Raw genomic sequence first — 15,569 nt, 5'->3', positions numbered from 1 at the left:
CCCCGGCATGGCAGGGCCCCGCGTGATCCCCCCGGTTCAGTAACCGATCCGCTTCAGGTATTCGCGGGACTCCCTCAGGCAGTCGAAGGGATCACGTCCGTAGGTGTCGTCCTGCTCGATGAAGAACCACTCCGCTCCCGCGTCGATGGCCGCGGGCAGCAGCTTGGGCCAGTTCATGTTGCCCTGGCCCACCTCGGCAAACTGGGCCAGGCCGGTGAAGGCCTGCATGAACTCCGCCATCCTGCCCTCCTCGAGCAGACCCATGGCCGTCTCGGGAAGCGGCACCACGCGGAAGTCCTTGACGTGGATGATGTTGCACACTCCGGCGTACTGCTCCAGCATCTCCAGCGGATTCATGCCGCCGCGCTGCACCCAGTGCAGGTCGACCTCGAAGTTCACGCTCGGGGCGACGCGCCGCACGATGTCGAAGATGCGCTCGCCATCGAACTGCGCCAGGTCCACGTGGTGGTTGTGGTAGCACAGCGTGATGCCCTCCGCGGCCAGCTTCTGGGCCGCCTGCTCGCACTCGGCTGCCCATTGCTCGCAGGCCAGCTTGGAGGCCATCGCGGTGAACGGCATCATGCCGATCCGCACGTAGTTGCACCCGAGCCGACGGCAGTCGGCGACCACCTTGTCGAAGTGCTCCGCCAGGTTGTCACCGGTGGCGACGGGTCCGGGCTTGAGGGCAACCGACAGGGCCCCCACCCGCAGGCCCAGTTCCTTGATGCCGCGTTCCAGGGCTGCGGTATTGGCCTCGTCCATCGGGATCTGGCTCACCTCCAGCCCCACCAGGTCAAGCTCCGCGATCTGCTCCAGGACCGGCCACATGCCCTGTTCGGCCACCTTGTCCTTCAGCATCATCATCTGCACGCCGAGCGTCGCCATGTCAGTTCCTCTCCGCGAAGGTGCCCTCGGCACGGATCCGCTTGTTCAGCTCGGCCAGGTAACGCGGCTCGTCGAAGTCGGTGATGCTGACCTCCTCGCCGGTCCAGGCCGACAGGTGGATCGCATTGGCCAGCCGCACCCCGTGGATGCCGTCGGCGCCGGGGGCCAGCAACTCCTCCCCGTCCAGCACGGCCGCGGCGAAGTTGCGCAGCACCTCCTGGTGCTGGGCTCCCCAGACCGACTCGTAGTCCCGGGTGTGGCTGCTCATCACGTCAGACAGATCCAGCTCGCCCTTGAACAACTTGCCGACCTCCTCCATGGACATGCCCTTGCTGAACTCCTGCTCGGGTTCGGTCAGCTTGGTGACGGTCAGGGTCTTGGAATTGTCGACGACGATCTTGCCCTTGTCGCACAGGATCTCCAGCCGGTCGGTGCCGGCGATGTCATGGGTGGCGGTCATGAAGTGCCCGGTGGCGCCGTTGCCGAAGTCCACCAGCGCGTTCACCTCGTCCTCCACCACGATGTCCCGCCTGAAGCCGAAGGCGCACTTGGCGAAGACGCTCTGCGGCACGCCGCACAGCCACTGCCACAGGTCCAGCTGGTGCGGGGCCTGGTTCACCAGCACGCCGCCACCCTCGCCACCCCAGGTGGCGCGCCAGGCGGACTGCTCGTAGTAACCCTGCGGACGCCACCAGGTGGTGATGATCCACGACGTGTGCCGCAACGCGCCCAGCTCCCCGGAGTCCAGGATCGCCTTGATGTCCTTGTACAGCGGATTGGTGCGCTGGTTGAAGAAGACACCGAAGACCAGCTCCGGCTTGGAGGCGGCGTAGTCGATCAATTCCCGGGCCTGCTTGGTGTAGACGCCGACGGGCTTCTCCACCAGGGCGTGGATGTCACGCTGCAGCGCGGCAATTCCCATCTCGGGGTGCAGGTAGTGCGGGACGGTGGTCACCACCGCGTCCACCTCGCCGGACTCCAGCATCTCCACGTAGTCGGTGTGGAAGGGCACGCCCAGCTCGTCGGCGCGGCCCTTCTTCGTCTCGTCGATGTCGCAGATCGCCCCGACGCTCATGCCGGGCACGCGCCCCTCGTCGATGAAAGTGGCGTACATGCCGCCCTCGGCTCCCAGGCCGATGATGCCCAGTCGCAACTGCTTTTCCGTCATGGTTTCTCCTTGGATCACTGGTGGTCTGTGGTGTGGGGCCAGGTGTCGGCATAGACGCGCTTGAGCATCCGCAGGGAGGCCATCGCCTCCTCGGCACCGATCCAGAAGGGCTCCGGGGAGCCGAGCTGCCGGTGGAAGTCCTCGATCAGCAACTGGTGGCTCATTCCCCAGTAGCTGCGGCCGGTGGTGGGCACCACGCGCTCGGCGACGTCATAGCTGCGGCCGCCGGCCAGGCGCACGTGCAGTCCGTCGGCCATGGTGGCGGTGCCCAAGCTGCCGTAGATCTCCACCTCCACATTGCGGTGCACGGCATTGGTGAGGCTGCCGACGAAGGTGCTGGTGACCTCCGGCTGGTCCCCATGCGCCGGGTGGGTGAACAGGGTCTGCGCGCTGTCCTCAACCTCGATCACGTCGCGGTACTTGATGGTGGCGGCGTTGCCCCGGACCTCGGTGGGATCCCCGAGGAACCACTGCAGCAGGTCCAGGGTGTGCAGCGCCTGGTTGATCAGCAGGCCACCCCCGGCCTGGTCCCACCGGCCCCGCCATGGCTTGGCCTGGTAGTAGTCCGGGGTGCGGGTCCACACCACGGAGGCGTAGGCCCCCAGTACCTCCCCCAGTTCTCCGTCCTCCAGGACCTTCTTCAGGGCCTGGTTTCCTGCGTTGTAGCGGTTCTGGAAGCAGACACCGAGCCTGCCGGAGGCGTTCGCCGCGGCCTCGACGAGCTCCTGGCCAGCAACCAGGGTGTTGGCCAGCGGCTTCTCCTGGATCACGTTGAGCCCGGCGGCCAGCAGGGGCACGGTGACGGGCGCGTGCTGGTGGTGCGGGGTGGTGACGTGCACCACGTCCGGCCGCGCGATGGCGCCCGCGTCGATCGCGGCCAGCAGTTCGTCGACGCTGCCCAGGCCCGGGACAATCACACCCAGCGTCTGCAGCCGTCCGGCGGTGCGCCTGAGCACGACGGGGTCGGTGTCGACGACGGCGAGCAGCGTGATGCCGAGCGCCTGCACGGCCTCGAAATGCACGCTTGCGACATCACCGCAGCCGACGATGACGGCCGTGGTCATCGGTGGTCGACCCCTTCGGCGTCCATCAGGCCGACCAGCGCGGTGTGCGCCTTGGTCCACAACTCCGGGCCACTCATCGCGCCCCAGGCGGTGTAGTCACCCAGGTGCGGCTCGATCGAGAAGAAGCCGTCGAAGCCGGACTCGTGCAGGGCTTGCAGGATCTCGGCCACCTGCCCGTCGCCCTCCCCCACCGGGACCACCTGCGGGGTGCCCATCACGGCGTCCTTCATGTGCATGTAGACGGTGTGCTCGCGCATCAGCGGGTAGGCCTCGTCGAAGGGCCTGACGTCGCACTGCACATAGTTGGCGGGGTCGATGATCGCCTTGAAGTGCGGCGAATCGATGCTGGTCACCAGGTCCAGGCAGCGACGCGGGATGTCGCCGTAGATGTCCTTCTCGTTCTCGTGCAACAGCACCACGTCACCCGCCTCGGCGATCTCGACGAACAGCCGCATCCGGCGCAGCACCTCGTCGCGGTGGCTGTCCGGATCCTCGCCCTCGGGCATGAAGAAGCTGAAGCCGCGGATGTAGCGGGCGCCGAAGTAGTGCGCCAGGTCAACGGCATGCTTCATGCCGGCGACGTGCTCCTCCACCGGATCGGTGATCAGCTGCTTGCCGACGGGTGAACCGATGGAGCTGACCCCGATCCCGGCGTCATCCAACATCTGCTTGGCGGTGGCCAGTTGTTCCTGGTTGAGCAACAGGATGTTCTGCCCCCAGGCCGAGCGGAATTCCAGGTACTTCACCCCCAGCTTGGTCAGCAGGGCCAGCTGCTCGGCGAAGTCATCGCTGATCTCGTCGGCGAAACCGGTGAGGGTCCACATGGTGCGCTCCCATCGTCATCGTTGGGCAGGAGGTCGGTTGCCCTTGCCTCGCTCCCCACCCTAACCAGCGGGCCGGGGCGGACCCGGTCGTTGCAGCCTGTTGCACCGGCCGCCCGGATCGGGGCCGCGCGGCCCGCTGGGCGGCCGGAAGACGAGAGACAACTTCCGGCAACATGCCTGCCCGCGAGTGCCTGCCCGGCAATGATCGAGCCATCACCCGTCCTCGCACCGTCGCGAGCCGAAAGGCAACAACATGACTTCCAGCCACAATCCGGCGGCCACGCCGACCACCGGCGCCATCGCGCCGTCCATCCAGGGCTTCGTGCGGCCGCAAGGCCGCACCGGCGCCGCCGTCGCCCTGGCCACAGCACAGTCCATCGACAACACCGAGGGCGGCGTCTCCAAGGTCTTCTTCCCGCAGATCATGAACGCCTTCTCGCTGGGCAACAGCGAACTGGGCTTCTTGAACTCGTTGTCCATGCTGGCCCGGATGGCCTTCGGCCCGGCCTGGGCGATCGCCGCCGACCGCTTCGGCCGCAAGAAGATCCTGTTCATCGTCACCGGCGTGTGGGGCCTGTGGACCCTGGCCACCGGCTTCGCGCAGACCTGGACCCAGCTGTGGATCCTCTACTTCATCGCCCTGGTGGGCACCGTGGCCAGCGAGCCGATCATGAATGGCCTGCTGGGCTCCCTCTACGCCAAGCACGAGCGAGGCAAGGCCTTCGGCACCGTGCGCGGCATCAGCGCCTTCATCGGGATGGCGCTCACCCCGGCCCTGGGCCAGTTCGGCGACAACCCCAATGGCTGGCGCTGGGCGATGTTCGTGATGGGCGCGCTGTCCATCACCTCCGGCATTCTGATCCTGATCTTCGTGAAGGAACCCGAGCGCACCGAGGCCAGGATCTCCGATGACCCGGATTCCGGCGTCTTCCGCTGGTCCGACGTGCCCAAGCTGTTCAAGATCCCCACCATCGTCGGCATGGCCCTGATGCTGCCCATGGTCACCTCGCTGATCATGTTCGGCTTCCAAGGCAAGTTCTGGGCCAAGGATCTGGGCTGGGGCGTGAAGTACGCCTCCTACCTGTACACGATCATGCAGCTGGGCATGCTGGCCTCCGCCTTCCTGGGTGGCTTCCTGGGCGACCTCTTCCAGAAGAGGTTCGGGGACCGCGGCCGGATCATGCTCTTCCAGATCTACTGTCTGTTGTTCGCCGCCGCCACCTACGCCGCCTTCCAGTTCCGGTTCGACAAGGGCACCTACCTGGTGGTCGCCTTCCTGCTGGGGCTGGTCTTCTCGATCGGCTTCTCCGGCTGCGTGCTGCCGATGGTCTCCTCCGTCGCCCCGGTCCAACTCTCCGCCACCGCCTTCGCGGTGCTGTTCAGCCTGATCCAGGGAGCACTGACCGCCTTCATGAGTCTGATGACGGGTAGGCTGGCCGACCAGTTCGGCCTGCAGGACACCCTGCTCTACTTCGTCACCCTGCCCTACATTGCCAATGCCATCTTCTGGACCATCTTCTACAAGATCTACCCGAAGGACGTCGCGCTGCAGGCGGAGCGCACCGAGCTGGTCGCTTCGGGCGCCTTCTGAGCGCCAACCCCCTGATCCCACGAACCACATCCCCAACCCGAGGAGAGAGATGACCACCACCCAGTTGGCCGACGCCGGAGTGATCGGAATGGCCGTGATGGGCTCGTCCCTGGCCCGCAACATGGCGCACAAGGGCTACACCGTCGCCATCTACAACCGCACCTTCGCCAAGACCCAGGACGTGATGGCCCAGCACGGCAGCGAGGGAAATTTCATCGCGTCGGAGAAGATCGAGGATTTCGTCGCGTCGCTGGAGCGCCCCCGCCGGATCATCATCATGGTGCAGGCCGGCAAGGGCACCGACGCGGTGATCGACCAACTGATCCCGCTGCTGGAGGACGGAGACATCATCGTCGACGGCGGCAATGCCTTCTACGAGGACACCATCCGACGCGAGGTCAAGGTCCGCGAGGCCGGCCTGCACTTCGTCGGCTGCGGCATCTCCGGCGGCGAGGTCGGCGCGCTGGAGGGCCCGTCGATGATGCCCGGTGGCACCAAGGAGTCCTACCAGGCGCTCGGCCCCATCCTGGAGAAGATCGCCGCGCAGTACGAGGGCGAGCCGTGCTGCACCTACATCGGCACCGACGGCGCCGGGCACTTCGTGAAGATGGTGCACAACGGTATCGAGTACGCGGACATGCAGTTCATCGGCGAGGCCTACACGCTGCTGAAGGCCGCCGGGCTGAGCAACGCACAGATGGCCGACGTCTTTGCCGAGTGGAATACCGGTGACCTGGACTCCTACCTGATCGAGATCACCAGCGAGGTGCTGCGCCAGACCGACGCCAAGACCGGCAAGGCGTTGGTGGACGTGATCGTCGACGCCGCCGGCATGAAGGGTACCGGCACCTGGACCGTGCAGTCCGCCCTCAAGCTGGGGGTTCCGGTCAATGCCATCAGCGAAGCGGTCTTTGCCCGCGCCATCTCCTCGTCGCCCGAGCTGCGTGAGCACTCGCAGGCCGCGCTGGAGGGCCCGGACGGTTCGCTGTTCGTCGACGACGTCAAGGCCTTCACCGACGACATCCGCCAGGCGCTGTGGTCCGCCAAGGTGGTGGCCTACGCGCAGGGCCTGGACGAGATCCGCAATGCCGCCAAGGAGTACGGCTGGGAGATCGACGTGGCCGCCGTCGCCAAGATCTGGCGCGACGGCTGCATCATCCGCGCCAAGCTGCTGGACCGGATCAGCAATGAGTACGCCGCCAACAACCTGATCACGCTGCTGGAGGCCCCCAGCATCAAGGCGGAGCTCGCCAAGGGCCAGGATGCCTGGCGACGGGTGATCACCACCGCCATCACCGCCGGGGTGCCGGTGCCCGGCTTCAGCTCCGCGCTGGCCTACTACGACCAGGTGCGTGCGCCGCGGCTGAATGCGGCCCTCACCCAGGGCCTGCGCGACTACTTCGGCGCGCACACCTACCAGCGCGTCGACGCCGAGGGCGCCTTCCACACCCTGTGGTCGGGCGACAAGTCCGAAGTAGCGGGCGACGCCGGCAACCACTGACGGGCCGAACCCAACCCCGACAGCTCAGCCGAACCCAACCCCGACGGCCGAGCCTGTCGAGGCCCCGGCAGATGGAGGCGCCCCCACCCGCACCGGTGGGGGCGCTTCTGTACGACCACCCGCCCCGTATTGAGGCGGTTCGCTGCACATCAACTCGAGACTGTAGACCAAGCCGAAGTCAAGCGTAGGGTTGGGCCGTGGTAGGTCGCTTCGGTACAGCCGTCGCTGGGGAGTCACCATGCGAAATCCACGCTCACTCGGGAGCTCGGGTACCGCCCTGCTGTTGCTCCTGTTCGCCGGCTGCACGTCATCGAACCCGACGCCGGTGACCTCACCAAGCAGCACGTCCGCTCCTACCGCCATTTCCACCACGGACCCGGGGTGGTGCGACGCCTTGCGGGCATTGCCCTCGGATTCTCCGTCGGGGTCGTATGCCGCGGGAGTGCAATGGGGTGGACAGTTCTGGGGCATCGAGGCCTCCCCGCAGACCCCAAGCCCACAGATCGGCCCCCGCGAGTTCACGGTGCAGTGCGACGCCCAAGTCCCCCGCACCGTACCGCTACCAGACAGCGCCTCCGTCGGAGTCCCGGCCGGAACGCCGGTCCATCGAGGAAAGGACTCCCGGTCCTGCCCCCTGTACGCCCAGGTTGACGGCGGTTGGCGCATTTTGACGCCCTTGTTGGCCTCGAGACTTCATGAGTGTGGCCGGGCATAGAGGAGGGAAGATGCTGCTTGACTGGATCGGAATCGTCGCAGTTGAAGGGGCACTTCCCCAAGGACAGCAGGCGCTGGGTCAGCGACCAACCCGGCCCCATGACAAATCGAGGCTAGGCGGGTGTTGACGCAAACTCGGGGTCACCGGAACAACCGGTGACCCCGAGTGACTGGAGCGTCGATCAAGCCTTTGCGACGGCCTTCTTCTTGGTCCAGACGTACAGCGCGCCGACCAGCAGCGCGAAGACCGCGATGCCCACCAACTGCGCGGGGTTGGCCCAGGACTTTGCCGTGATCACGGCCATCGGCTCCTCCTCGCCGGTGGCGGCGACGATGCCGGCATAGATCACGCCGAACAGGCTCTCACCGACGATCAGGCCGGTGGCCAGCAGGGTGCCCAGGCGCTTGGAGCGCTCGGGGTTTGCGGTGCGGTTGGCCCACTTGTCGTAGAACAGCCCCAGCAGGGCGCCGATCGGGATCATCAGGGTGAGGCTGATCGGCAGGTACATGCCCATGCCGACCGCCAGCGGCGGCAGGGCCAGCTTGCCCTTGCTGGTCTTGCCCAGCACCTCGTTGATCGCCACCACGACGCAGCCGATCAGGGCACCGAGGCCCAGCAGCTGCCAGTTCAGGCCACCGCCGAGCACGCCCTTGGCCAGGGTCGAGATCAGCGACGCCTGCGGGGCGGCCAGCGCATTGGGACCGGCACCCGGCGCGCCGGCGAAGCCGAAGGAGGTGTTCATCACACCGAGCACCGGCGGGATGATCGCGGAACCGAAGGCCACGCCGATGATCAGCGCCACCTGCTGCTTCCACGGGGTGGCGCCCACCAGCTGGCCCGTCTTCAGGTCCTGCAGGTTGTCATTGCTGATGGTGGCGACGCCGAAGACCACCGCGGTGGTGAACAGCGTGTAGGCCACCAGCGCCTCGGTCATGTCGCCGCTGCCGGCGCCGTGCACGCCCTTGATCAGCAGCGCCGCGGCGATCGCGACGATGATGCCGACGCCGGAGATCGGCGAATTGGACGCGCCGATCAGGCCGGCCATGTAGCCACAGACCGAGGCGACGAAGAGCCCGACCAGCAGCACGAAGAGCACCGAGGTGATGACCAGGCCGGTGGAATTGCCCTCCAGCGGGGTGCCGCGGGTGAACAGCCACAACAGCGCGCCGATCGGCAGCATGGAGGCCAGGGTGGTGCCGATCACGACGGTCATCGACAGGTCACGCTCCTCGATCGCCAGTTCGCTGCTGGCCTTCTGGTGCGCAGCCAGCGACTCGCTGATCCCCTTGATGATGGGGCCGATGATCTTGACCAGCGTCCACACGGCGGCAACCGCCATGGTTCCGGCGCCGATCAGGCGCACGTCACTGGCGAAGACCGTCTGGACGGCCTTGGCCAGGGGCAGCGACTGGTCTAGCTTGCCCTGCGTCATGATCGGCAGGATCACGCCATAGCTGATCAACAGGCCGATCACCATGGCGATCCCGACGGTGATGCCCACCAGGTGACCGACACCGATCAGGGCCAAGGACAGGCTGGTACCGACGATGGTGCCGCCGCTGCCAATCCGCAGGGCCTGCTGGACGCCCTCGGCGACCAGCTTCATCTTGGCGACCACGGTGAAGGCCGCAGCTGCCAGACCCGCGGTGATGATCACCTTCAGGCCGCGGGCATTCTCCTCGGATCCGCCCGCGGAATCACCGACGCGCAGCACCTCGGCCGCGGCGACGCCCTCCGGGTAGGGCAGGTCGGAGCCGGTGACCAGGGCGCGGCGCAGCGGGATGGAGTACATCACGCCGAGCACGCCGCCGAAGAAGCAGACCGCGGCGGTGGTCCAGTAGGGGAAGCCCTGCCAGTAGCCCAGCATCACCAGACCGGGCAGGACGAAGATGATCGCACTCAGCGTGCCGGCGGCCGACGCGATGGTCTGCACGATGTTGTTCTCCACGATCGTGTGATCCTTGAAGAACCGCAGGATGGCCATCGAGATGACGGCGGCGGGGATGGAGGTGGCGAAGGTCAGGCCCACCTTGAGCCCGAGGTAGACATTGGCGGCGGTGAAGACCAGCGTGATGATGCCGCCGATGATCACGCCTCGCAGGGTGAGCTCACGCAGACCCGTGCGGCCGGGCGATCCGGCGGTGGTGACGGTTGAAGACAAGAGATTCTCCTGAGGAAGGGCACACTGTGCGTGTGCTGGCGCGTAAAGATTAGTTCCTTGGCTGTGGATTCCCGCACCCGGCCCGCCGTTTTCCAGCTCTCCTGGGCGGGTGAAAGGGCTGGGAGAATGGTCTCGTGCAGCCTCTGGACGTACCCCTCGATCCCCTCACCATCAACCACGCCGTCCGCTTCATCGACCTCACCGGGGTGCTCTTCAACGCCATCCTGGGCGGCGTGATGGCTCGCTCGGAGAACATGGATCCGATCGGTTTCGGCACCTTGGCGATCGCGTCGGCGCTGGGTGGCGGCATGATCCGAGACACCCTGATGCAGCGCGGCACCCCCGTCGCATTGGTGGACAGCGCCTATTTCACCACCGCCCTGATCGGGGCCGTGCTGGCCTTCATGATCCCGATCACCCACCAGTTCTGGGACCGGCTCTTCCCGGTGATCGACGCCCTGGCGCTGGGTGCGTGGGCCGCGGCCGGCTCCCAGCGGGCGCTGGCGCACGGCTTCAGCCCGATGTCGGCGATCCTGCTGGGCACCGTCACCGCCGTCGGCGGCGGGATGCTGCGCGACGTGCTGCTGCGCCGGATCCCGACGGTCTTCGGCGGCAACACCCTCTACGCCACCAGCGCGATGGCCGCCAGCCTGGTCACCGTGCTGCTGTGGCCCACCGGCAACCACACGATGGCGACGGTGGCCAGCTTCGCGGTGGGCAGCGGGCTGACCCTGGGCGGGATCTGGCGCGGTTGGACCCTGCCGATGGCCTTCAACCTGCGCCCACGAAGCACTTTCAGCAATATTCCGCGGCCGTCGTGGTGGCGCGGCGAGAGCCCGCCGGGACGGCTCCCCCGGCCCCGGCAGAAGCGTCGTTGGAGCTGACGGCATCCGCCACCAATGCGCGGAACTCACCACACGGTCAGTAGGCTTGGTGAGGTGACTTTCGATGACCCGACCTGGTGGCGCCACGCCGTCACCTACCAGATCTATCCGCGCAGCTTCGCCGACGCGAACAATGACGGCACCGGCGACGTCCGGGGCATGATCGGCAAGCTGCCCCACCTCAAGTCGCTCGGCGTCGACGCCATCTGGGTCTCCCCCTGGTACCCGTCGCCGTTGTGGGACGGTGGCTATGACGTCGCCGACTACTGCGACATCAACCCCGACTTCGGCACCCTGGCCGACGCCGACGAATTCATCGCCACGGCGCACGAGCTGGGCCTGCGGGTGCTGATCGACCTGGTGCCCAACCACTGCTCCATCGATCATCCACTCTTCCAGCAGGCACTGGCCGCGGGGCCCGGTTCGCCGGAGCGGGACATGTTCATCTTCCGCGACGGCATCGGTGAGAACGGCGACCAGCCGCCCACCAACTGGGGCGCGCTGTTCGGCGGCTCGATGTGGGAAAAGGTGAGCGAGGCCACCGACGAGCGCCCGGCGCAGTTCTACCTGCACATGTTCGCCCCCGAGCAGCCCGACTGGAACTGGGAGAACGAGGCGGTGCGCGCCGAGATCGACCGGGTTCTGCGCTTCTGGTTCGACCGCGGTGTCGACGGCTTCCGGGTGGACGTCGCCGACTCTCTGGTGAAGGCGCCCGAATTCAACGACACCCCGATCGACCCGCTGACCGGCGACGGCTCGTGGCAGAAGGTGCCCGGCTCGCCGCTGTGGGACCAGCCCGGTCTGGAGGACATCCAGCGTCGCTGGCGCGCGCTGGCCGACGGCTATGCCGGCACCGAGCTGGGTGCCCGGATCTTCGTCAGCGAGGCCTACCTGCCGCTGGAGCGGCTGGTGGACTATGTCAGCCCCGGCCGGCTGAACACCAGCTTCAACTTCGAATTCCTGCAATCGGAGTGGGCGTCGGACAGCATGCGGATGGTGATCGATTCCTCCATCACCGCGCACGACGGCGTCGGCGCCCCCACCACCTGGGTGCTGGAGAACCACGACGTGCTGCGCGCCACCACCCGCTACGGCAAGAGCCTGTCCGGCCGGCACTTCGGCAGCATGGACGAGGACGAGGACGGCCACTGGCAGGAGCACATGCAGGACCTGCCGACCGACGTCGAGCTGGGCCGTCGCCGGGCCCGCGCCGCGGCCGCGCTGATGCTGGCACTGCCCGGCGGGGCGTATGTCTACCAGGGCCAGGAGCTGGGCCTCGAAGAGGTGGAGGACCTGCCCGACGAGCTGCGTCAGGATCCCACGTGGGCGCGTTCCAACCACACGGTGAAGGGCCGCGACGGCTGCCGGGTGCCGATCCCGTGGTCCGGCACCGAGCAGCCCTTCGGCTTCGGCACCGACGCGGAACCGTGGCTCCCCCAGCCCGCCGGCTGGGCCTCGCTGACCGCCGAGGCGCAGGAGCACGATCCGGCGTCCACGCTGAACCTCTTCCGCACCCTGCTGCGGCTGCGGCACGAGCTGGACGCCCTGGGCGACGGCGAGATGTCTTGGGACGAGTCAGCCGTCGACGTGCTCAGCTTCACCCGCCAGCCCGGTTTCCGGTGCGTGGTGAACTACGGCCCCGAGCCGGTGGCGCTGGACGGCGAGCTGCTGGTGGCCACGGCGGAGCTGGTCGACGGCCGGCTCCCCACCGACGCCGCCGCCTGGTTGAAGGTCTGACCCGAAGGGCCTCGACAGGCTCGGCAGCCGTGGTTGCGATCCCAGCCACGATCCCCGAGCCTGTCGTGGGCCTTGAGCCAATGCCCCCAGAGTCATACTTTGAGATGACCATGACGACGATCAAGGTGCCAGCAGAGTTGCGAGACGAGCTGAAGCGTCAGGCCGCTGCCGAGCGTCGCATGGTGGCACCCATCGGCCACGTCGATCAGGCCACCTTGCAGAGCCGCCGGGAATGGATCCAGGGCTTCCTGGTGGAAGGGCCATGGTTTCAACTGACCAGCAGGGATCCCAGCGCTTCCCGAGTGGATTGCGGCAGCTCCTGCTTGACCCCGGTTGCGTCGGTGCAGACCTGCACGGTGCGAGCCCGGGCCAGCACCCGGCCGTCGTCCAGCGGGTCGACGATCTCGGCGGCCAGCGTGTAGCTGCTGCGGCCCAGCGCGGCGACGGCGGTGTGCACGGCATAGGGCTGGGGCCGGTGGCTGATCTGGGTCAGGTAGTCGACGTCCTGCCGGGCGACCACCCAGCGCACGTCTCCCCCGTCACGACGCATCGTCGGGTCCGCGTCGGTGGTGGCGGAGATCCGCGCCTCCTGCACATAGTCGAAGTGCCGCACATTGTTGACGTGCCCGTAGCGGTCGATGTCGCCCCAACGCACCGTGAAGGGGTGGACGTGGCCGCGGCCCTCCAGCGCCGGCACCCGCAGGTCGCGGACCGGCGGACGCTCGTCGGCCACCTCCAGGAACCAGGCGCGTTCGTCGGCGGTGAGTCGTCGCGGCCGCTGGGTGGCGAAGTCGAACGGGCACAGCGCCGTCGTCGCCCGGGCACACAGCTCGCCGCCCTGCAGCAGCTCGTACATGGCGTGGAAGCGCGAGGCCCCCACCCCGAAGACGCCGACATCGGCCACCAACGGCTGGCCGCTGAACAGGATCGGGCGCAGGTATTCCACCACGTGGCCCACCACCAGCACCCCACCGTTGACCAGGTGCGCATTGCGCCCGGCCTCCAGCAGCCCGGCGCGGGCCTCCTGCAGGTATTCGGCCACCAGGGTGTTGTTCACATGCCCCTGCAGGTCAAGATCGGTCCACCTGACCGGGACGTCGAGCCGTGCGACGGGGTGCTGCACCGCGCTCAGTCCTCCTTGTCGTACAGGGAATCCACGATGTGGGCGTACTTGCGGGCGATGACGTCGCGACGGACCTTCTGGGTGGGGGTGACTCCCCCGTCGTCCACCTTGAACTCGTGGTCCAGGATGGCGAAGCGCTTGATGGTCTCCCAACGTTCCAACTTGTCATTGGCCTTGGCCATGAAGCGTTCGATGGAGGCCTTCACCTCGGGCAGTTGGGTGAGCTCCTCGTAGCTGGCATTGGGATGCCCATGCTTCTTGCCCCAACGCATCAGGGCGTCGTGTTCCATGGTGACCAGCGCCACCATGTACTTGCGGTTCTCCCCCAGCGCCACGGCCTGGCTGACATAGGGAATGTTGGCGGTGATGGCGTTCTCCACCTTCTGCGGCGCGACATACTTGCCGCCGGAGGACTTGATCAGGTCCTTCTTGCGGTCGGTGATGGAGATGTAACCGTCCTCGTCCAGTTGGGCGACGTCGCCGGTGTGGAACCAACCGTCGTCGTCCAGAACCTCCGCGGTCTTCTCCGGCCGGTTGTGGTAGCCACGGAAGACCAGCGGTCCGCGCAGCAGCATCTCGCCATCGTCGGCGAAGCGTACCTCCATGCCGGGCACGACGGGGCCGATGCTGCCGAACTTCGCCGCCTCCGGCGGGTTGAGGATGCTCACGGTGGTCTCGGTGGAGCCGTAGCCCTCGACGATGCTAATGCCCGCGGAGTAGAACCACTCGGTCACCTGGCTGGACAGCTTCGCGGAGCCCGAGATCAGGAAGCGCATCTCGCCTCCCATCGTCTTCTTGAGCTTGTCGAAGACCAGCTTGTCGGCAACGGTGTAGCGCGCCCTCAAGCCCACGGGCATCGGGCGGCCCTCGTAACGGTAGGGACGCGACTCTCGACCGACCGCGAAGGCCCAGCGCGCGATCCGGCCCTTGGCACCCCTCTTGGGGCTGGCGGTGAGCACGGCGGCGCGGATCTTCTCGTAGATCCGCGGGACGCCGCACATGATCGTGGGTTGCGTCTCGGCCAGGCCCCGCACGATCCGGTCTGCGCGGCCGTCGATGGCGGTGGCGAAGCCGTAGGCCCACTGGGCGGACAGCAGGCAGTTGCCGAAGACGTGGGACAGCGGCAACCACAGGTAGTGCCGGTCCTCCTCGGACAGGAAGTCCATCTTCTTGAAGGCCTGGCCGACGTAGACCATGGACAGCTGGTTCAGCTCGACGCCCTTGGGTCGGCCCGTGGTCCCGGAGGTGTAGATCAGGGTGGCGAGGCTCTCGGGGCCGATCTGGTCGATGGCGCGACGCACCACCTGGCCGTCGTCGTCCAGCGCCTGGCGCCCGCGGCGACGCAACTCGTCGAGAGTGATCACGCGCTGGTCGACGCGATCCACCGCCTCGCGGTCGTCATCGATGATGATGATGTGGCGCAGCTGGTCGTACAGCTCGTCGTCGTGGGCCTGGACCTTGGAGACCTGCTGCTGGTTCTCCGCGAAGAGCACCGACGTCTCGGAATCCTTGAGGATGTACAACTCGTCGTGGTCCGTGCAATTGGGGTAGATGGCGGTCAGCGCGGCTCCGGAGCAGGCGATGGCCATGTCCGCCAGCACCCATTCGTACCGGGTGACCGACGCGATCGCGACCCGGTCCTCGGGCTGCACGCCCAGGCCGAGCAGGCCGGCGGCGAGCTCGTGCACCTCGTCACGGAAGGCGGCGTAGCTGACCTCACGCCAGGTTTCGGCCCCCTTGGTGGCGGCGCGGCTGGGAACCAGGAAGGCGAGCCGGTCGCCGGACTGCTCGACGCGAGCGTCCAGCGCGTGGGCCAGGGATGCCGGGCACTGGGCCAGGACCTGATCGCGCAGCTCCAGAGCAGTGGGCGTGGGAGTGTCACCAAACTTTTCGTTCACCATCCGAGCCTACCGGGC

General features: G+C 67.2%; 11 protein-coding genes. 4 read left to right on the top strand and 7 right to left on the bottom strand.

The window, feature by feature from the left end; genetic code table 11:
- Window positions 1-36 precede the first annotated feature (36 nt).
- Genes AAEX57_RS10380 through AAEX57_RS10365 form a run of 4 tightly spaced genes read right to left on the bottom strand, consistent with a single transcriptional unit; the run spans window position 37 to window position 3,941 of the window.
- Window positions 37-885 (bottom strand): sugar phosphate isomerase/epimerase family protein, encoded by an 849-nt coding sequence (locus AAEX57_RS10380; protein ID WP_342092499.1) that lies wholly within the window; start codon window positions 883-885, stop codon window positions 37-39.
- A gap of 1 nt (window position 886) precedes the next feature.
- Complete coding sequence (locus tag AAEX57_RS10375) at window positions 887-2,053, bottom strand: Gfo/Idh/MocA family protein (RefSeq protein ID WP_342092498.1); 1,167 nt, start codon at window positions 2,051-2,053, stop codon at window positions 887-889.
- Window positions 2,054-2,067: 14 nt separating this feature from the next.
- The gene (locus AAEX57_RS10370; protein ID WP_342092497.1) at window positions 2,068-3,117 is read right to left on the bottom strand and encodes a Gfo/Idh/MocA family protein; all 1,050 of its coding nucleotides are present in this window, start codon (window positions 3,115-3,117) and stop codon (window positions 2,068-2,070) included.
- Window positions 3,114-3,941, bottom strand: a complete 828-nt coding sequence (locus AAEX57_RS10365) for a sugar phosphate isomerase/epimerase family protein (RefSeq protein ID WP_342092496.1) — start codon at window positions 3,939-3,941, stop codon at window positions 3,114-3,116. Before AAEX57_RS10365 ends, AAEX57_RS10370 begins: the two co-directional genes overlap by 4 nt.
- A gap of 253 nt (window positions 3,942-4,194) precedes the next feature.
- Here AAEX57_RS10365 and AAEX57_RS10360 point away from each other — a divergent pair, with 253 nt between their 5' ends.
- Entirely contained in the window at window positions 4,195-5,532 is a 1,338-nt protein-coding gene (locus tag AAEX57_RS10360) for an MFS transporter (RefSeq protein ID WP_342092495.1), read from the top strand.
- Between the two features lie 49 nt (window positions 5,533-5,581).
- Window positions 5,582-7,033, top strand: a complete 1,452-nt coding sequence (gene gndA, locus AAEX57_RS10355; protein ID WP_342092494.1) for an NADP-dependent phosphogluconate dehydrogenase — start codon at window positions 5,582-5,584, stop codon at window positions 7,031-7,033.
- A gap of 896 nt (window positions 7,034-7,929) precedes the next feature.
- On the opposite strand, the gene AAEX57_RS10350 is transcribed toward gndA, so the two are convergent.
- Window positions 7,930-9,909, bottom strand: coding sequence for an OPT family oligopeptide transporter (locus tag AAEX57_RS10350; protein WP_342092493.1), 1,980 nt, complete (start codon window positions 9,907-9,909; stop codon window positions 7,930-7,932).
- A 134-nt stretch (window positions 9,910-10,043) separates the two neighbouring features.
- On the opposite strand from AAEX57_RS10350, the gene AAEX57_RS10345 reads away from it, so the two are divergent.
- Window positions 10,044-10,793 (top strand): trimeric intracellular cation channel family protein, encoded by a 750-nt coding sequence (locus AAEX57_RS10345; protein ID WP_342092492.1) that lies wholly within the window; start codon window positions 10,044-10,046, stop codon window positions 10,791-10,793.
- A 15-nt stretch (window positions 10,794-10,808) separates the two neighbouring features.
- Entirely contained in the window at window positions 10,809-12,530 is a 1,722-nt protein-coding gene (locus tag AAEX57_RS10340; protein WP_342092491.1) for a glycoside hydrolase family 13 protein, read from the top strand.
- Between the two features lie 268 nt (window positions 12,531-12,798).
- On the opposite strand, the gene AAEX57_RS10335 is transcribed toward AAEX57_RS10340, so the two are convergent.
- Together AAEX57_RS10335 and AAEX57_RS10330 are read right to left on the bottom strand one after the other, a co-directional pair.
- Window positions 12,799-13,653 carry an acyl-CoA thioesterase gene (locus AAEX57_RS10335; RefSeq protein WP_342092490.1) on the bottom strand — a complete coding sequence of 285 codons (855 nt, stop codon included), beginning with the start codon at window positions 13,651-13,653 and terminating at the stop codon, window positions 12,799-12,801.
- A 5-nt stretch (window positions 13,654-13,658) separates the two neighbouring features.
- Window positions 13,659-15,551 carry an AMP-dependent synthetase/ligase gene (locus AAEX57_RS10330; protein ID WP_342092489.1) on the bottom strand — a complete coding sequence of 631 codons (1,893 nt, stop codon included), beginning with the start codon at window positions 15,549-15,551 and terminating at the stop codon, window positions 13,659-13,661.
- Between the last annotated feature and the right edge of the window lie 18 nt (window positions 15,552-15,569).

This window comes from Luteococcus sp. H91, assembly GCF_038433135.1.
GTDB lineage: Bacteria > Actinomycetota > Actinomycetes > Propionibacteriales > Propionibacteriaceae > Luteococcus.
This window is presented reverse-complemented; position numbering and strand designations above follow the sequence as displayed.